The 16,592-nt window shown below is 63.7% G+C and carries 15 protein-coding genes; 5 read left to right on the top strand and 10 right to left on the bottom strand.

Translation table 11 applies throughout. The features are described 5' to 3' along the window. Nucleotides 1–30: 30 nt before the first annotated feature. The 3 genes from KVP70_RS15370 to lepB form a co-directional block, all read right to left on the bottom strand. Entirely contained in the window at nucleotides 31–2,418 is a 2,388-nt protein-coding gene (locus tag KVP70_RS15370; protein WP_217943090.1) for a CPBP family intramembrane glutamic endopeptidase, read from the bottom strand. Then, on the bottom strand, nucleotides 2,415–3,155 hold the full coding sequence (locus KVP70_RS15365; protein ID WP_217943089.1) for an ABC transporter ATP-binding protein: 741 nt from the start codon (nucleotides 3,153–3,155) through the stop codon (nucleotides 2,415–2,417). Before KVP70_RS15365 ends, KVP70_RS15370 begins: the two co-directional genes overlap by 4 nt. Nucleotides 3,156–3,224: 69 nt before the next feature. Continuing rightward, nucleotides 3,225–3,905, bottom strand: coding sequence for a signal peptidase I (gene lepB, locus KVP70_RS15360; RefSeq protein WP_217943088.1), 681 nt, complete (start codon nucleotides 3,903–3,905; stop codon nucleotides 3,225–3,227). Between the two features lie 122 nt (nucleotides 3,906–4,027). On the opposite strand from lepB, the gene KVP70_RS15355 reads away from it, so the two are divergent. The 4 genes from KVP70_RS15355 to KVP70_RS15340 all read left to right on the top strand — a co-directional run bounded on the left by KVP70_RS15355 (nucleotide 4,028) and on the right by KVP70_RS15340 (nucleotide 7,996). Further along, nucleotides 4,028–5,164, top strand: a complete 1,137-nt coding sequence (locus tag KVP70_RS15355; RefSeq protein WP_217943087.1) for a cytochrome P450 family protein — start codon at nucleotides 4,028–4,030, stop codon at nucleotides 5,162–5,164. Nucleotides 5,165–5,247: 83 nt separating this feature from the next. Beyond that, the gene (locus tag KVP70_RS15350) at nucleotides 5,248–5,793 is read left to right on the top strand and encodes a PAAR domain-containing protein (protein ID WP_217943086.1); all 546 of its coding nucleotides are present in this window, start codon (nucleotides 5,248–5,250) and stop codon (nucleotides 5,791–5,793) included. Beyond that, on the top strand, nucleotides 5,790–7,121 hold the full coding sequence (locus KVP70_RS15345) for a hypothetical protein (RefSeq protein WP_217943085.1): 1,332 nt from the start codon (nucleotides 5,790–5,792) through the stop codon (nucleotides 7,119–7,121). The genes KVP70_RS15350 and KVP70_RS15345 overlap by 4 nt, the downstream gene beginning before the upstream one ends. Continuing rightward, complete coding sequence (locus KVP70_RS15340) at nucleotides 7,118–7,996, top strand: hypothetical protein (protein ID WP_217943084.1); 879 nt, start codon at nucleotides 7,118–7,120, stop codon at nucleotides 7,994–7,996. The genes KVP70_RS15345 and KVP70_RS15340 overlap by 4 nt, the downstream gene beginning before the upstream one ends. On the opposite strand, the gene ggt is transcribed toward KVP70_RS15340, so the two are convergent. Both ggt and KVP70_RS15330 read right to left on the bottom strand, forming a co-directional pair. Next, a complete protein-coding gene (ggt, locus tag KVP70_RS15335) occupies nucleotides 7,993–9,753 on the bottom strand; it encodes a gamma-glutamyltransferase (protein ID WP_217943083.1) in 1,761 nt (586 codons plus the stop codon). The two genes, KVP70_RS15340 and ggt, sit on opposite strands and share 4 nt — an antisense overlap. An 18-nt stretch (nucleotides 9,754–9,771) precedes the next feature. Beyond that, nucleotides 9,772–10,263, bottom strand: a complete 492-nt coding sequence (locus tag KVP70_RS15330; protein ID WP_217943082.1) for a hypothetical protein — start codon at nucleotides 10,261–10,263, stop codon at nucleotides 9,772–9,774. A gap of 136 nt (nucleotides 10,264–10,399) precedes the next feature. On the opposite strand from KVP70_RS15330, the gene KVP70_RS15325 reads away from it, so the two are divergent. Next, nucleotides 10,400–10,663 carry a hypothetical protein gene (locus KVP70_RS15325; RefSeq protein ID WP_217943081.1) on the top strand — a complete coding sequence of 88 codons (264 nt, stop codon included), beginning with the start codon at nucleotides 10,400–10,402 and terminating at the stop codon, nucleotides 10,661–10,663. 128 nt (nucleotides 10,664–10,791) lie between these two features. On the opposite strand, the gene rpoH is transcribed toward KVP70_RS15325, so the two are convergent. The 5 genes from rpoH to KVP70_RS15300 form a co-directional block, all read right to left on the bottom strand. Next, nucleotides 10,792–11,691: an RNA polymerase sigma factor RpoH gene (gene rpoH / locus KVP70_RS15320; protein WP_217943080.1), complete on the bottom strand. Its 900-nt coding sequence runs from the start codon at nucleotides 11,689–11,691 to the stop codon at nucleotides 10,792–10,794. Between the two features lie 270 nt (nucleotides 11,692–11,961). Beyond that, nucleotides 11,962–12,882 (bottom strand): permease-like cell division protein FtsX, encoded by a 921-nt coding sequence (gene ftsX, locus KVP70_RS15315; RefSeq protein WP_217943079.1) that lies wholly within the window; start codon nucleotides 12,880–12,882, stop codon nucleotides 11,962–11,964. Beyond that, on the bottom strand, nucleotides 12,879–13,535 hold the full coding sequence (locus KVP70_RS15310; RefSeq protein WP_217943078.1) for a cell division ATP-binding protein FtsE: 657 nt from the start codon (nucleotides 13,533–13,535) through the stop codon (nucleotides 12,879–12,881). The genes ftsX and KVP70_RS15310 overlap by 4 nt, the downstream gene beginning before the upstream one ends. An 18-nt stretch (nucleotides 13,536–13,553) precedes the next feature. Continuing rightward, entirely contained in the window at nucleotides 13,554–14,600 is a 1,047-nt protein-coding gene (gene ftsY / locus KVP70_RS15305) for a signal recognition particle-docking protein FtsY (RefSeq protein ID WP_217943190.1), read from the bottom strand. Nucleotides 14,601–14,719: 119 nt separating this feature from the next. After that, nucleotides 14,720–15,664 (bottom strand): MerR family transcriptional regulator, encoded by a 945-nt coding sequence (locus KVP70_RS15300; protein WP_217943077.1) that lies wholly within the window; start codon nucleotides 15,662–15,664, stop codon nucleotides 14,720–14,722. Nucleotides 15,665–16,592: the final 928 nt, after the last annotated feature.

The raw sequence follows: 16,592 nt of genomic DNA, 5'->3' as shown, positions 1-16,592 counted from the left end.
AGTCAATTCCTGCCACGGCGGTTTTGATTACTACATCCAGAACTGCCAGGACAGGATGACGCCGTTGTACACCGCGTGCACAAGCATCGGGCCGAGCAGGGTCTTGCTGCGTTCATAGGTCCACGCGGTGCACAGACCAAGCACGAAGACCGGCAGCGTCGACACCGGCGGGTGGACGACGGCGAAGACGGCGGCGCTCATTATCATTGCCGGCACTGCGGGCATCGAACGGCGCAAGCCACCGAAGATCAGGCCACGGAAGATGAACTCCTCGAACAGGGGCGCCGCCAGCACGGCCAGCAACAGCAGCCAGCCGCGCGTGCCGGTCGACGCGGACATCTGCCGGGCGATCTCGGGCCACAGCGACGAGTGCTGCAGGCCTGCCATGTAAGCCAGGCCGACGGCGCACGCTACCACTGCGGCCATCGCGCCGTAGCCCAGCGTCAGCACCATGTCGCCGCCGCGCAGGATGGCCGGCACGCCGGTGGTCTTGCTGCGCCAGTAGACGAAGCGCATCAGCACATAGACCAGCAGGCCGGATGCGGCGAAGGCCATCGTCACCGCCTTCAGCGTTGGCGTCGTCGCATCCTGCATGATCATCAGCGTGGCCAGGCCCTGCATGATGAAGAACGCGGTGGCGGCGATCAGGCCGTCGGAGGTGGAGACGCGCGGCGGCGGCGCGGCGGCCGGGTCCAGCAGGAAGGGCAGGGCGTCGCGCGCCTTCTGCCATAGCGCCAGCGCCATCGATGCGATCAACACCATCACCACCAGTTTCTGCGACCACACGCTGCTGTAAATCGACCAGGTGTAGAAGCTGGCCAGCAGCATGTAGAGGTAGATGTAGGTCGGCCGCACACGGGCGCGCGCGTCGACCGCTTGCGGATCGCAGGCGAATACGCCCAGCGAGACGGCGATCAGCGAGTAGATCGGAATGCCGGCGAAGACCGTCAGCAGCAATACCAGCATCGACCATTCGAAATGCGTGGTGTACCAGGCGCCGATGCCGATGACGACCAGCGGGTAGACCATCGTCAGCGCGCCCCACAGCTGGGCTTTTTCCTTCAACACGCTTTCGATCGAACGCGGCGCCGTGTACAGCAGCCAGAGTACCTGGCCTTCGTTGTTCAGCGTCTGGAAGGCTGACAGCATCAGCACGTAGACGCCGATGCCGAAGGCGATGGCGGCGGTGGTGGTGTGGTGCTGTCCAAGTTCTTCGAAGCTGCTCAATTTACCGTTGAAGATCATCTGGCTGGCCACGATCACCACCGGCAGCACCAGTGTCTGCACCAGGAAGTTGCGGTCGCGGCTCAGCAGGCGCAGCTCGCGGCGCTTGATCGGCGACATGCTGGCCGACAGCCGGGCGCGCAGGCCGCCACGCGCCGCCGCGCCGGCGACGGCCGGCTGCTTGCGCCGCACGCTCTCCCGCGCGCCCGCGTTGACGACGCCGTTGCGCAGCTGGTAGCGCATCAGCGCCACGCCGGCCCATATCAGCACCGCCGTTTGGACCAGCAGCAGGGCGATGGCCTGCGCGGCGTGCGCCAGGCTGGAGGCCTGCATCGCTTGCAGTACCAGGCCGGGCGGCGTCCAGCCGCCCCACGCGGGGAAGGCGCGCGCCCAGTCCATCACGAAGCCGCTGGCGCCGGGCATGCCGAGCGCCATGACGAAGTACATCAGGGGCATGCTGAACAAGCCGGTGACGGCTTGCAGGTTGCGCAGCTGGGATGCCGGAAGCCACATGCGCAAGCCGGTGTCGGCCAGCGTATGCAGCAGCGCGGCCAGTGGCAGCAGCACGAACAAGGCTGCCAGCGCGGCCAGTGGCGCGAACCAGCCCAGGCCCGAGTACCAGCCTATGATGCCGAGTGGCGGCAACAGCGCGAACATGCCGCTGAAGTTGGCCGCGCTGCGTTCCAGCAGGCGTCCCCACAACAGCGTGGAGCGTTCGACCGGCATGGTGACCAGCCATTCCATATCCCAGTCAGGTTGCGCCAGTTCCTTGCTGCCCAGCGGGAGCAGGACGGCGATCCCGAACAGCAGCGTGACCACCATCGTCAGGCCGTGCGTTAGCTCGGGCTGGAACGGCGCCTGATGCAGCTCGTCCGCAGTCAGCTCCAGGTTGTCGTGGCGGTCGCCGTCCTTGTCGACCAGGTGGCAGGCGCTGTCGGCGACCAGGTGGCAGCCCATGTTGAGCACCACATTGCGCGACAGGCTGACGAAGGAGAAGGCCATGAACAGCACCATGACCAGGGTCAGCACCCACAGGCTGCTCTTCTTGCCGGCGATGCCGTCGCGCGCCTTCTTTTTACGGAATTTGCGGAACAGGTTATTGGCCAGCATGTTGCGCTGGCGGGTCAGGCGCATTTTCGTCATCAGCCAGATGGCGCGCGCCGGCGACAGCGGCTGTGCCGCCTGCTGCGTCATTGGGTGTGCTCCTCTGCCGCTTCGTCGGTGATCTTCAGGAACACGTCTTCCAGCGAACCGCTGGCCGACGCTTCGGCGCGGATCTCGTCGAGGGTGCCGGTGGCCACCAGCTGCCCGTGGTGGATGATGCCGACGCGGTCGCACAGTTTTTCCGCCATGTCCAGCAAATGGGTGGAGACGAAGATGGTGACGCCGCGCGCGGCCGCCGCCAGCAGGCGCTCCTGCACGTCGCGCGAGGCGCGCGGATCGAGGCCGTTGATCGGTTCATCGAGGATCAGCACCGCCGGATCGTGGATCAGCGCGCAGGCCAGGCCGAGGCGCTTCTTCATGCCCAGCGAGTAGTTGACGGCGTAGTCTTCGGCCGCTTCCTCCAGGCCGAATTCCGCCAACAGGCGGGCGCCGCGTTCGGTCGCTTCGGCGCGCGAGTAGCCGTGCATCTCGCCGACGAATTGCAGGATCTCGCGGCCGCGCAGGTAGTCGTAGAAGATGGGCGTGTCGGGCAGGTAGCCGACGCGGCGTTTGACTTCGGCCGGCTCGGCGTGGCAATCGAGGCCGTCGATCAGCACGTGGCCGGCGCTGGGCACCAGGATGCCCATCATCATGCGGATGGTGGTGGTCTTGCCGGCGCCGTTGGGGCCGAGGAAGCCGAACACCTCGCCGCGCCGGACGGCCAGGTTCAGGGGTTTGACGGCATTGAAGCCGCCGTAGACTTTGGACAGTCCCTGGAATTCGATCATAAAGTTCCCGACAATGTTATGAGATTTTCTACTGATCATAGCATTGCCGGGAGCCGGCGGGGAGGGGGGCTAAGGCGCCGGGTAGAGGCTCATACCGAAGCGTTCGGTGCGGGGATGCCAGTTGCCGGTGATGTCGGCCGAGGCCAGCACGCGCTCGGCGCGGCCGATCAGCAGGGCGCGCGGCACCAGGCCGATGTAGCGCGAGTCTTCGCTGTTGTCGCGGTTATCGCCCAACATCATGTACTGGCCGGCGGGCACGGTGACGGGGGCGAAATCGCGGCGGGCCTGCACTTGCGGCATCAGCTGGATCGAGTGGGCGCGGGCGTCGGCGATGGCTTCGCCGACGTGCAGCGCGGCCATGTCGCCCAGGCCTTTGATCGATTCGGTGGCGTGGCCGAGCGCCGAGTAGCCGGCCTGCCGGCCGTTGATGACCAGCTGTTCGTTGCGCATCTCGACGCGGTCGCCCGGCAGCGCGATCACGCGCTTGATCAGGCGGGTGCCGTCCCTGGGCGAGGAGAAGGTGACGATGTCGCCGCGCTGCGGTTCGCCGGTGGTGCCGATGACGACGTCGGTCAGCGGCACCTTGACGTTGTAGGCCAGGCGGTTGACGAACACCACGTCGCCTTCCAGCAGGTTGGGGTGCATGGAGGCGGAGGGGATCGGATTCCAGTCGGCGACGGCGGTGCGGAAGATCCCGAACAGCATCAGGAAGAGTAAGAAGCCTTTGTTGGCGCGTGCCCAGTTTTTCATTGTGGTCCCCAGAGTGGTGTCGGTGGCTTAGTTTGTTGGCCGATTCTTAAACATGGCTTAGCGGCGGGCTTACTTCGGCGCAGGCCTAACTATCGCGGTGAAAATGGTGGCATGCTAGCCACATGAATCCTACCTATCCCCAACACGCGCTCGCTGCGGTGACGCATGACCATCCCTATCCATATTACGACGCTTTGGCGGCGCTGCAAGGCTTGCGCTTCGACGCGGGCCTGGGCCTGTGGATCGCCGCCAGCGCGGCCGACGTGATGGCGGTGATGCGGCATCCCGATTGTCGCGTGCGGCCGCTGGCCGAGCCGGTGCCGGCGGCCATCGCGGGCGGCGCTGCGGGGCAGGTGTTCGGCGCGCTGGTGCGCATGAACGACGGCGAGCGGCATGCCGCCCCCAAGCTGGCCTTGCAGCGGGCGCTGGCCGGCGTGAGCGTGCAGGTGGCGCAGCAGCGGGCGGAGTTGATCGGCCGGCGCTTGTGGCGTGACGATGGCCTGGCGACGTGGGTGTTCGAGGTGCCGGTGTCGGCGATGGCCAGTCTGCTGGGCTTCGCGGACAGCCAGTTGCCGGCGGTGGCGGCGTGGATGGGCGAGTTCGTGGCCTGCCTGTCGCCGTACAGCGACGCCTCGCAGATCGAGCGCGCGCATGCGGCGGCGCTGGCGCTGCTGGGCAGCTTCAAAGACTTGCTGCGCGGGGCCGCATCGTCGGCGGCGCCGGACAGCCTACTGTCGCTAGTGATTGCGGAGGCGCAGGCGGTGGGGTGGAGCGAGTCGCATGGTTTGCTGGCCAACCTGGTCGGCCTGTTGTCGCAGACTTATGAAGCCACGGCCGGGCTGGTCGGCAACAGCGTGCTGGCGCTGGCGCGCCAGCCGGCAGATGAGCGCAGCGGCGTGGAAGATGCCGCCGTTCTGGTGCGCATGGTCAGCCGTCTCGATCCGCCCATCCAGAACACGCGCCGTTTCGTGGCGCGCGATTGCGAGATCGGCGGCGTGCCTTTGCTGGTGGGGCAAACGATATTGCTGGTGCTGGCCGCAGCAGGACGCGATCCACGCGGCGAAGGCCGCGAGTTCGGCTTCGGCCATGGCGCGCATGCATGTCCGGGGCAGGCGCTTGCGCTAGCCTTGGCTACCGGCGCGATGCGGGCATTGATGTCGGCATTGGACGTGCAAGCTGAATCGACTTTGCTGCGGACGCTGAGCTGGACTTATCGCCGTTCGCCCAACGCCCGCATGCCGGTCTTTGCGCAAACCTGAACTCCCGCCAATGTTGCGCCAAATCATTCCGTAGACACGAGGTCTCGCTAAAGTGAGACCTTTATAGTGTCACGGAGTAAGCCATGCAACGCGCTGTTATCTGCAAGGGAGACCCAACCTCACACGGAGGGCAAGTACTCGAGGGCAGTGAGACTGCCACAATCGATGGTAAGCCGATTGCGCTGCTTGGGCATATGACGTTTTGTCCTCAGTGCAAAGGGAAGTTCCCGATTATTGAGGGATTGGACTTCCATACCTTTGCCGGACTTGGAACAGTAGTGGATGGGATGAAAACTGGGTGTGGCGCGACCCTGACGGCTACCCAGAACAGAATGTTTATCGACATTGGTGGAGCCGCCGACCGAAGCGATAGTGCAGATAATCTGACTGGATCCACGCATAAGGAGGGACAGTACACTGCGTCGTTTCGGGCTGTCGATGAAGAGACTGGGGCTGCGGTGTCAGGTCTCGCGTATCGCATCGGATTGCCCGATGGCGAAAGCTTGCGCGGCGTGACGGATGCCGATGGCAACACCGAACGGGTAGTTGGACACGATCCTGCCACGATCACGCTGCATTGGGAGGTTGAAGCACCAATGGATATTGACGAAAGTGGAGCCGGGACATGAGTTCCGAAGCGGCGGTTGCCAGCAGCACGTTGAGCACTGGTGGTACGGTCACCACGGTGCAGGTTGGAGCGCGGCGCAGCATCTGCTATGAGTTCGACACCAAAGCTTCGGCCGCCGACCTGGCGCTGCGCTACGCGGTGGCTGTCGATGGCAAGGTACAATCCGCCTACGCTGATCAGCCAGGCATCCTCGACAAAAGTCGGAAAATTAACTTGCTCGTTTCGTCTGGCAGCAAGGTGGCGTTATTTCTCAACAGCGATGCTCATCCGGATTTTCGTTTGCATCCGGTGTACACGGTTGTGGCTGGTGAACGGGATGTATTGGTGAGAATTGTCGAACGTCCCGGGCGACTGGGTCACGAGCGCTCAGTTTTGCCCGCGCCAGTTTTGTCTATCATTGGAGGTAAGCAGATCGACTTGTACTCGGCAACGCTGACCGGTGATATATGGATGGAAATTTCCCATCTTTATACCGTGGCTGAGGTCGTGGATCGGCTACCTGCCGATGTTTCGCCGACGGTGCGCGATGCGGTGACCAGCATTTATGCGGTGCTATCAAAGCCTGAGTTGGTGGTGCAATTTCCAGCCAGCGATTCTGCGCCGCGATCGACGTTGCGTTTGCAATTTCAGGAGTCTGATAACGTGCGAAATAACGTTACCTACTGTCCATTGTTGGCGGGGGTACTACCTCGCACGCATCCAAGTACCTTTGCCGCCCTCATAACTGAAGCACATGCAGCCGCGGTCACTGAAGTGCAGGTCACCTCATGTTGGCGCCCAATGCTGGGTTCCGTTGTGCACCGTGCGGGGCTTGGGTTGGATGTTACCTATATCGAGAGTGCGACCCAGCAGGTACATCTGAATCGTAGTGCCTTGACGAAGCCTCGCGTCGGTCACGGAGAGAATGTGAGTGATGAGGAACGGAGGCTGTATGAGGACTATGAGCAGAAAAAGAGGGAGTCGGCAGCGAAGGAAGAAACGCTCTCCAAGGCTGAACGTAAGTTGCACCAAAATCATGACGCGGCGAAAACTGACGATCTACAGAAAGACGTTGCAGAGGCTCGGAGACTTTTAGCTGAGTCTAAAACATCGCTTCGATTAGCCAAAGGCGAGTGGGATAAAGCACGTGGACGTGATGAGCCCGGGTTGATGGCAGATTTGAGAAGCAAATTGAGTCGAAACAGCAGCATTCGGCAGATACTTGATCCTTGGTATATGAAATTTGATACGCGCGAGACGGCCGGTGGGGCCAATGAACAACGAAGTCAGGTCGAGAAATTTCATAATAATCACCTGCATATCACAATAGTGGAGCCTAAGCTGCAATGAAGAAAGTACTGTTGACACTTCTGGCCCTGACTCTGCTGGCAGCACATGCGAACTCCTGCGCCGCGGCTGATCGTGCAGGCATGGACTCATCCCGTAGATGGATAGATCGCCCTTGGGAGATCCGATACATCATGTTCGTAGGCGAATCGGAAATGATGGCGGCGATGGTTGCCGCGGCGCGAAAGCAGAATCTTAAAACGATGCGGTCAGAATCTCGCGACACCTACATCGATGCCAATGAATTCTTCGAACCGTTCGCCAAGCTGAAGGCGGGGCCTGCCGCTACGCTGGGAATTTTTGTAATCCCGTTTGACAAGGATGGGCGAATTGGAGGCGCCAGCAAACAGCTGCGGATGCTGCGGGGCAGGCATAATTTGCTTGATCACATGGTGGCCGTCGATGCCGAATCCGATTCTGGAAAACTCTATTATCTCGCGGACTGGTCGCAAGGCATTCCAGGCAATGACATGTTTTCGCCTGCGGTGTGTTCGGTTTGGGACGAGAGCCGATATGGCGCCTTATGGAACGACAGCGACCATGCGGGCGGCTTCGGCTGCCGTGAATGGACCGCGCAACTATATCAGGACGACCGGCCCTATATCGACGTAACGTCTTACTCGCCGCACGGCAGTTTCATTGGCAACTTCGTTGGCTGGTCGCGCTTCATTGATCCGCGCAAGCCAGTGATCGGATTGCAGGGCAAGACGTGGCTATGTCTGCACGACTGTCCACCGGGCGAGCAGCCCGGGCTTATTCCAGATATGAGGAAATGGACGGCGAAGCATCATTATCCAATGCCGGAGCAGCCATCCCACCAGCCGCTCTATCCCAATTCAAAATATCTGGACGACATCGATGAGGCCGACCGCCGCTAGTGCGCCGCCTTCTGCACCAGCGCGCTGCCGGCGCCGTGGCGGTGGCCTTCGCTGACGGCGGTGATGGTGCCGTCCGGGTTGAACACCAGCGCGTTGGCGGCGCCGATTTCTTCCGGCGCGTTCCAGTGCTGGCCGGTCTTTTCCAGCGCCTTGGCCTGCGCGCTGCCGGCGAAGCCGGGCTCGACGTCGGTCGCCGTGCCGTTGCGCTCGGACAGGCGCGGCGCGTTGACCGCGTCCAGCATGCTCATGCCCAGGTCGACGTAGTTGAAGATGGTCTGCAGCACGGTGGTGATGATGGTGGCGCCGCCCGGACTGCCGATTGAGAACGCCGGCTTGCCGTTCTTGAAGGCCAGCGTTGGCGACATGCTGCTGCGCGGACGCTTGCCCGCTTCCGGCACGTTGGGCGCCGGGCCGGAGAAGTCGAAATCGGTCATCTCGTTGTTCAGCAGGAAGCCGTAGCCCGGCACCACGATGCCGCTGCCGCCCCAGGATTCGATGGTGTAGGTGTAGGAGACGATGTTGCCGTCCTTGTCCGACACGGTCAGGTGGGTGGTGTGCGCGCCTTCGGCCAGCAGCTTGTTGGCGTTGGGGCGCAACGGCACGCTGACGTCGTTCTGGAACGGATACGGATCGCCGGCCGGCGCTTGCACGCTGGCCTGGTTCGGGTTGATCAGCTCGCGGCGGCGGGCGGCGTAGTCCTTGTTCAGCAGGCCGGCCACCGGCGCTTCGACGAACTCCGGATCGGCCAGGTAGGCGTTGCGGTCGGCGAAGGCCAGGCGGCTCGCTTCCAGGTACAGGTGTTCGGCCTTCTCCTTGGGCATGGCCTTGAGGTCGTAGCCTTCGAGGATGTTCAGCGCTTCGGCGATGGCGATGCCGCCGCTGCTCGGCAGGGGCATGCCGTACAGGTCGTAGCCGCGGTAGGTGCTGTGCACCGGCTGGCGCAGGCGCGCTTCGTAGTTGGCCAGGTCGGCCATGGTCATCTGGCCGGCGCGCACCTGCACGCCGCTGGCGACCTTGGGCTGGTTCACCGCGTCGACCACGGCGCGGCCGATCTTGCCTTCATAGAAAACCTTGACGCCGCCGGCCGCCAGTTCGCGGTAGGCCCTGGCCAGGCCGGGGTTGCGCAGGAGGCTGCCGGGCTGGATGGCCTTGCCGTTCTTCAGGTAGAGCGCGGCGGTGTCGGGGAACATGCGGAACTTTGCCTCGCTGTCCTCGACCAGATGGGTGAAGTTGGCGTTGACGGCGAAGCCGTCGCTGGCCACGGCGATGGCCGGCGCCAGCACCTGCTTGAACGACATCGAGCCGTAGCGGTCCAGCGCTTCGTGCCAGCCGCGCACGGCGCCGGGCACGCCGACCGCCATGCCGCTGGCGACCACGGTGTCGAAGTCCATGATCTTGCCGTCCCGCTGGAACACGGTGGGCGTGAAGTTGGCCGGCGCCGTTTCGCGGTGGTCGACGGTGATCACGCGCTTGTCCCTGGCCAGGTAGATGACCATGAAGCCGCCGCCGCCGATGCCGCAGCTGAACGGATCGGTCACGCCCAGCGTTGCCGCCGCGGCGACGGCGGCGTCGATGGCGTTGCCGCCCTGGTTGAGAATGGCCAGCGCCGCCCTGGACGCCGGCTCGCTGATGGTGGCGACGGCGCCGCCGCTGCCGGTGGCGACCGGGGTCTTGGCCCAGGCCGCCGGTGGCAGGATCAACGTCAGGATGAGGGTGGTAACGAGAACGGTGCGGGCGGGGCGGCGGGGCTGGGTCATGGGTGCGCTGGGTCCGGGTTAGGATGAAGGTGCGTTGCTCACCCTCAAGCTTACCCGATAATCCGGCGCTGCTTCATTCTTGGCAGGGACCGCCTGCGGCTCGACGCCGGTCAGCGTGAAGGTCAGGCCGTTTTGCGTGACGCTGGCGCTGGCGTTGGGCATGCTGTCGGACAGCACGAAGTTGCTGGTGGTGCCGTCCGGGGCGGTCAGCGCGAAGCTGTAGCTGATGTAGCCGGCCCAGACGCAGACGGCGCCGGTGCGGCAGCGGCTGTCGTTGACGCGCTCCAGCTTGAGGCTGGGCGCGCCGGCGGTGGCGCCGCTGACGCCGGGCGCGGCGGCCGGCGCGATGGCCACGCTGGCGCCCTGGGTCAGCACGTAGGTCTGCGAGAACGCCTGCGGCGTGGCGGCGGCGCGGTTGATGGCCGACGCGCAGCCGCAGGCATGCAGCAGCGCCAGCATGGCCACCAGCAGCGGCAGGATGATCAACTGCCTGGATAATGTGGATTTCATAGATATCTCTTCCTTCGAAGTAGACGGCAAGCTTAGCAAAAAGATCATGCCCATGTCGCACGAACCGCAGCTTTACAGCGCTGGGTCAAACTATGTGCCGTAGAATAGGGGCCCTGAATCACATTGACTGAACAAAATGAAAAAGACCGGCATGGCGAAAAGCGACGCTAAAAAATTGATGGGCCAGATGTCCGCCCCCGGCGGCGCCAGCTTCGGCAAGGTGGCCGAGGTGGTCGACAAGCGGGAGCAGCGCAAGCGCGATCAGGCATTGGGGCTGGTGCCGTTCGCGGTCAAGCTGAACGGCGACCTGGTGCAGCAGCTGCACGACAGGGCGAAACAACGCGATATCGACCTGAACCAGCTGGTCGGTGAACTGCTGGCGCAAAGCCTGGCGGCGTAAAAAAGCCGCGCGGTGCGAACCGGGCGGCTTTTTTTACCCCGCACGGCCAGGCGGGGTCTGACCCCGTTCGGGGTCAGACCCCTAAGCGGCGCGGCAAGCGTATCGCTGAACGCGCGCGGGGTTGACTCTTAGACGTAGGCGGCCAGCGAGCCCTTCATCTTTTTCAGCGCCGCCACTTCGATCTGGCGGATGCGCTCGGCCGAGACGCCGAACTCTTCCGCCAAGGTGTGCAGGGTGGCGCCGGAGCCGTCGTCGTTGGCCAACCAGCGGCTCTCGACGATGCGGCGCGAACGGGCGTCCAGCTTGCCCAGCGCCTCTTCCAGGCCTTCCGATTGCAAACGGGTCACCTGTTCGGCTTCCAGCACGCGGGTCGGCTCGCTCGCTTCGGACGACAGATAGGCGATCGGGGCGAACTTGTCGTCCTCGTCGTCGTTGGGCGACTCCAGCGCGATGTCGCGGCCGCTCAGGCGGGTTTCCATCTCGATCACTTCTTCGCGCTTGACGTCCAGCAGCTTGGCCAGGCTGTCGATCTGGGTCGGCGTCATCGCGTCCAGGCCGGTCTTGTGGCTGCGCAGGTTGAAGAACAGCTTGCGCTGCGCCTTGGTGGTCGCCACCTTGACCAGGCGCCAGTTTTTCAGGATGTACTCGTGCATCTCGGCCTTGATCCAGTGCATCGCGTACGATACCAGGCGCACGCCCTGGTCCGGGTCGAAGCGCTTGACCGCCTTCATCAGGCCGATATTGCCTTCCTGGATCAGGTCGGCGTGCGGCAGGCCGTAGCCCAGGTAGCCGCGGGCGATCGACACCACCAGGCGCAGGTGCGACAACACCAGTTCCTGGGCGGCGCCGAGGTCGTTCTGTTCCTTGAGGCGCCTGGCCAGCGAGATTTCATCGTCGTGCGTCAGCATCGGCAGGCGATTGACGGCCGAAATATAGGCGTCCAGGTTGCCCAGGTTGCCAGTGAACCCGAGTCCCAGGGCGCGATTGGTCGCAGGTACCAAGGCGGTCGGTGCGGACATCATAGTCATATTCATTCCTTCGCTCGATGATATTGCTTGTTCTTAATGTTGCTTGATGCTGTAGAGAATTGTTTTGCTCTTCAGTTCAGCTATATTAGCACTCTCCTTCGTCGAGTGCCAATCACCGGATATTAATTGCTTCGATAGCAAGACGCTATGAGGTTTTTCCACATCATGGTGGTGTCTGGGCCAGCATGCGCGCCGCAGCTTAGGCTGGACTTAATGCTAAGCGGGTAGGGAGGGGCGCTTCCGTGCGGGGACGCACGGAAGGACGCGGGATCAGTTCAGGCGGGACAGGTGGCGCTGCACCGACAGCAGCGCGCCGGCCAGGCCGAGGCCGGCCGACAGCGCCAGCAGGCCGGCCATGGCCAGCGGCGGCAGCGGCGCCAGCTGGAATTCGGAGGCGTACAATCTTGCGAATTCGGCAATCGCGATGTTCAGCGGGCGCAGCGCCAGCGACACCGCGCCCAGCGCCACGCCGCCGGCGCACAGGCCCAGCAGCGCGCCGGTGTAGTAGAAGGGGCGGTGGATGAAGCTGTCGGTCGCGCCGATCAGCTTGGAGACCAGGATTTCCTCGCGCTGGGTCATCACCTGCAGGCGGATGGTGTTGAAGATGACCGCGATCACCACCGTGCCCAGGGTGGCCGCCAGCAGCAGCAGCGCCAGCCGCAGCACGTTGAGCAGCGCCGCCAGCCGCTTGACCCAGGCAGAATCGACCTGCACCGTGTCGACGCCGGGCAGGGCGCGGATCTGCTCGGCCAGCTGGTCGACATCGCCGCCGGCCAGGGCGTTGCGGAAGGCGTCCAGCTTGAGCACATAGCTGTCCGGCAGCGGATTGTCGCCCAGGGTGGTCAGCACGTCGGCCAGGCCGCTCTTGTCCTTGAGCTGGTCGAGCGCCTTTTCGCGCGGGGTGAAGATGATCTTGGCCTGCTTGTCCTTGACGGTCTGGCGCAGCGACACGGCCAGCGCCTCGGCCTGCTCGCGCGGGGTGTCCTGCTTGAGGAAGACGCTGATCTCGGGATCGACCGACAGCTGCTCGGACATCGGGCGCACGTTGTCGAGCAGGGTGACGCCGGTGAACGGCAGCGCCAGCGCGATCGCCACCACCAATATGTTGAACAGAAAGCCGCCGGGCGAGCGGCGCAGGTGGACCAGCGCCGCGGCCAGCGCGTAGCGGTGTTGTCGGAACCACAGCGTCATGCCGTCACCTCCAGTTGACCTTGCTTGAGATGGATGACGCGCGCGGCCGCATCCAGCATCTGTTCATCGTGGCTGGAAATGAGGCAGGTCACGCCCACCGAATGGAAAGCCTTGAGCGCGTCGAGCACCTGGTTGGCGCTGGCGCGGTCCAGGTTGGCGGTCGGCTCGTCGGCCAGGATGACTTGCGGGCGGTTGACGATGGCGCGCGCGATCGACACCCGCTGCTGCTCGCCGCCGGACAGGGCCAGCGGCTGGGCGTCGGCGCGCTCGAGCAGGCCGACCTTGTCGAGGGCGGCGCGCGCGCGCTGCTCGGCCTGGGCGCGCGAGGCGCCCGTCACCAGCAGCGGCAGCATGACGTTGGCCAGGATGGAGCGGTCGGTCAGCAGGCGCTGCTGCTGGAAGATCAGGCCCAGGTTGCGGCGCAGGAAGGGCACGGCGGCCGGCTTGATGCGGGCGATGTCCTGGCCGTTGACGATCACCTGGCCGGCGCTGGGGCGCTCGATGGCGGCGATCATCTTCAGCAGGGTGGACTTGCCGGCGCCCGAGGGGCCGGCCAGGAACACCAGCTCGCCCTTGGCCACCGTGAACGAGACGTCGCGCAGCGCCGTCGCGTCGGGGGAGTATTGTTTCGAGACCTTGCGAAATTCGATCATGGCGGCTTATCGGTGGGGTTAGCCCAGCAGGGCTTCGACAAATTCGGCGGCGACGAAGGGCTGCAAGTCTTCGATCTTTTCGCCGATGCCGATGAAGTACACCGGCACCGGGCGCACGCGGGCGATGGCGGCCAGCACCCCGCCCTTGGCCGTGCCGTCGAGCTTGGTGATGACCAGGCCGGTCAGCTTGAGGGCGTCGTCGAAGGCCTTGACCTGGGCCAGCGCGTTCTGGCCGGTGTTGCCGTCGATCACCAGCAAGGTTTCGTGCGGCGCGCCTTCCATGCCCTTGGCGATGACGCGCTGGACTTTCTTGAGCTCCTCCATCAGGTGCAACTGGGTCGGCAGGCGGCCGGCGGTGTCGATCATCACCACGTCCAGGCCCTTGGCCTTGCCGGACTGCACGGCGTCGAAGGAGACGGCGGCCGGGTCGCCCGAGGCTTGCGAGATCACCGTGATGTTGTTGCGCTGGCCCCAGACCATCAGCTGCTCGCGGGCGGCGGCGCGGAAGGTGTCGCCGGCGGCCAGCAGCACCGACTGGCCGTGGGTCTGCATATGTTTGGCCAGTTTGCCGATGGTGGTGGTCTTGCCGGCGCCGTTGACGCCGGAAATCATCATCACGGTCGGCTGGTGGCGGCCCAGCTCGAACGGCCGCTGCAGCGGGGTCAGCAGCTCGATCAGCAGCTGCTTCAGGGCGGCCTTGACGGCGGCGGCGTCGAGCAGCTTGTCGTCCTTGACCTTTTGCTTGAGGGCGTCAAGCAGGTACTGGGTGGCGTCGACGCCGGCGTCGGCCATCAGCAGCGCCGCCTCCAGCTCCTCGTACAGCTCGTCGTCGATCTTGGCGCCGACGAACAGGATGGACAGGTTGTTCGAGGTCTTGGACAGGCCGGCCTTCAGGCGCGACATCCACGACAGTTTCGGCGCCGGTTCCTCGATCGGCAGCAGTTCGGGCAGCGCTACGGGCGGCGCTTCGGGGTGGATTACTGCGCTGGGGGTGGGGGCCGGTGCCGGGGTTTTGACCTCAGGCACTTCCGGGGCGACGGGTTTTTTCTTGAAGAAACTAAACATGGACATGTGGTTGGGGGGCGCTTCAAGCTGATGTCCGGCAGCGCCGGACACGGGGAAATGCGGCTATTTTACCAGAGCGCGGTGCTCCCGCCCGCCGGTGCTACCGGAATGACAACGTTTTAGCCGGCAACCGGGACGTTGCGCTGGCGCCATTCGGCGATGGCGGCGCTGATGTCGGACAGGGCGTAGACCCGCACATACGGCGGGCGGCGCCGCTTGAAGGCGGCGTTGCCGCCGCCGGCCCACAGCTCGATGCCGCCGCCCAGGCGGGTGTGCAGCTCGCTCAGGGCGTCGAGCGCCTGGCGCGCGTTCATGCCGACCGAGAACGACAGCGCGATGATGTCGACCCGCTGCACCCGCGCCGCCTCGACGATGTCGAGCAGCGGCGTCTGCACGCCCAGCGAGATGCAGTGCGCGCCTTCGGCCACGCCCATCGCCTCGGCCATCAGCAGGCCCAGGCCGTGGCGTTCCTGCGGCAGGGTGGTGAGCATGATGCGCGGCGCGCCCAGGTTGCTGGCGTTGGCCTGCGGCATGGCGAAGATGGCGCTGCGCATGACCACCGTCAGGGACTCGGTATATAAGTGCTCCTCGAACGTGGCGAGGGCGCCGCTGGCCCAGGCTTCGCCGATGAGCGCGGTCAGCGGCGCCACCAGCTCGATCACGAAGCTTTTCAGGCCCATCATCAGCAGCGCCTGCGACAGCTTGCGGCGCAGCGCCTCCATCTGGTGGCTCTTGCACAGGTCCAGATAGCCTTGCAGGGCCGGCGGCGTGGCGCTGGCGCCGTGCTGGCCGCCGCTGGCCTGGCCGCTCAGCGCCTGCAGCTCGGGGGTGGTGTACTGGATCACCTTGCCGGGGCGGTAGCCCAGGTCGATCAGGCGCTTGACCAGGCGCAGCTTGTGGACTTGCTCGATCGGGTAGACCCGTTCGCCGTTCGGATCGCGCAGCGGCTGCGGGAAGTCGTAGCGCCGTTCCCACACGCGCAGGGTTTCCTTGGCGACGCCGGTGTCGCGCTCGACGTCGCTGATCGTGCTGGGAACTGTTTGTGAGGAAACTTTAATAGTCATCAGGCATAGGCGGCGGCCATTTATTTGACAGTCGCGAGGGTTGGCACGGGGTCCAGGTGCACAGTGCGCGAACAGGCCAGGCCCGGATCACGCGACCTGCATTTTACATTCGATTTGCGCCCGAAAGTATGGTGCGCGCTATCGGGTTTTGCCGCGTTTTCGCTATGAAAAAGTGCTTGTCCACGACACACAGTTGACATACAGAACTAATGAACTGTTTATCGGCTTTCCCCTTGCTTTGTCATGGACAAGATATTTTGCAAGAGTGTGAAAAATATCCCAATAACTGTTGCAGTGAGCGTCATTTCGACGCCGGACGGCCGCCGCGGCCCCGGTTTTATGCGCCAGATCAAACGCGGCGGCCCGGCGCGCGGCATGCAAGGGATTCATGCAGATGCTGCGCGATTCCCACAGCATTCCGTCGTATTTTGCAAGACTTGTCGCGCGAAGTGTCTCCGATTCGCAACACGTAGCAATTTCTTACAAATTGCTGATGCAGTGCAACACCTTACGGAGACGACAGAATTTCCTACACTAATAAAGGGCTATCACTATGAGCAAAGTTGGTCTCCGGGCTATTTTGGCGATATAAACTGCCAAACAAAGTCCTGAGTTGTAAGCTTATTACCATTGAGTCGAGGCGAACGGCGGGGTGCTTCAGTATAAAATGGCGTCAGAAATAGCAAAGTGGCTATTTTTACTTGGTCCGACAACGATGTAGTCACGCATGCCTAGCGCTTGCATTTGTCACTCGGGCAGCCTGCACAACGGGATGCTGCAATGGATGCATCGGGCGGAATTACCGGGCTAGTTAGGCTTACTCGGCAGGAAATATTGCGATGCGGTAAAATGCTGCTGTTTTGAAAACGGTCGGGGTAATGGCAGGCAACATGAACGCTTTTACACTTGATCGACAAGCAAAGCATCA

It is taken from the genome of Duganella violaceipulchra, from assembly GCF_019166075.1.
Lineage (GTDB): Bacteria > Pseudomonadota > Gammaproteobacteria > Burkholderiales > Burkholderiaceae_D > Rugamonas > Rugamonas violaceipulchra.
Note: the sequence above shows the minus strand (reverse complement) of the source record. Positions and strands in the feature narration are given on the sequence as shown.

Excerpts from the sequence above, each read along its gene's own strand:
- KVP70_RS15370 (WP_217943090.1), bottom strand. The coding sequence starts at position 2,418 with ATGACGCAGCAGGCGGCACAGCCGCTGTCGCCGGCGCGCGCCATCTGG.
- KVP70_RS15365 (WP_217943089.1), bottom strand. The coding sequence starts at position 3,155 with ATGATCGAATTCCAGGGACTGTCCAAAGTCTACGGCGGCTTCAATGCC.
- lepB (WP_217943088.1), bottom strand. The coding sequence starts at position 3,905 with ATGAAAAACTGGGCACGCGCCAACAAAGGCTTCTTACTCTTCCTGATG.
- KVP70_RS15355 (WP_217943087.1), top strand. The coding sequence starts at position 4,028 with ATGAATCCTACCTATCCCCAACACGCGCTCGCTGCGGTGACGCATGAC.
- KVP70_RS15350 (WP_217943086.1), top strand. The coding sequence starts at position 5,248 with ATGCAACGCGCTGTTATCTGCAAGGGAGACCCAACCTCACACGGAGGG.
- KVP70_RS15345 (WP_217943085.1), top strand. The coding sequence starts at position 5,790 with ATGAGTTCCGAAGCGGCGGTTGCCAGCAGCACGTTGAGCACTGGTGGT.
- KVP70_RS15340 (WP_217943084.1), top strand. The coding sequence starts at position 7,118 with ATGAAGAAAGTACTGTTGACACTTCTGGCCCTGACTCTGCTGGCAGCA.
- ggt (WP_217943083.1), bottom strand. The coding sequence starts at position 9,753 with ATGACCCAGCCCCGCCGCCCCGCCCGCACCGTTCTCGTTACCACCCTC.
- KVP70_RS15330 (WP_217943082.1), bottom strand. The coding sequence starts at position 10,263 with ATGAAATCCACATTATCCAGGCAGTTGATCATCCTGCCGCTGCTGGTG.
- KVP70_RS15325 (WP_217943081.1), top strand. The coding sequence starts at position 10,400 with ATGAAAAAGACCGGCATGGCGAAAAGCGACGCTAAAAAATTGATGGGC.
- rpoH (WP_217943080.1), bottom strand. The coding sequence starts at position 11,691 with ATGACTATGATGTCCGCACCGACCGCCTTGGTACCTGCGACCAATCGC.
- ftsX (WP_217943079.1), bottom strand. The coding sequence starts at position 12,882 with ATGACGCTGTGGTTCCGACAACACCGCTACGCGCTGGCCGCGGCGCTG.
- KVP70_RS15310 (WP_217943078.1), bottom strand. The coding sequence starts at position 13,535 with ATGATCGAATTTCGCAAGGTCTCGAAACAATACTCCCCCGACGCGACG.
- ftsY (WP_217943190.1), bottom strand. The coding sequence starts at position 14,600 with ATGTTTAGTTTCTTCAAGAAAAAACCCGTCGCCCCGGAAGTGCCTGAG.
- KVP70_RS15300 (WP_217943077.1), bottom strand. The coding sequence starts at position 15,664 with ATGACTATTAAAGTTTCCTCACAAACAGTTCCCAGCACGATCAGCGAC.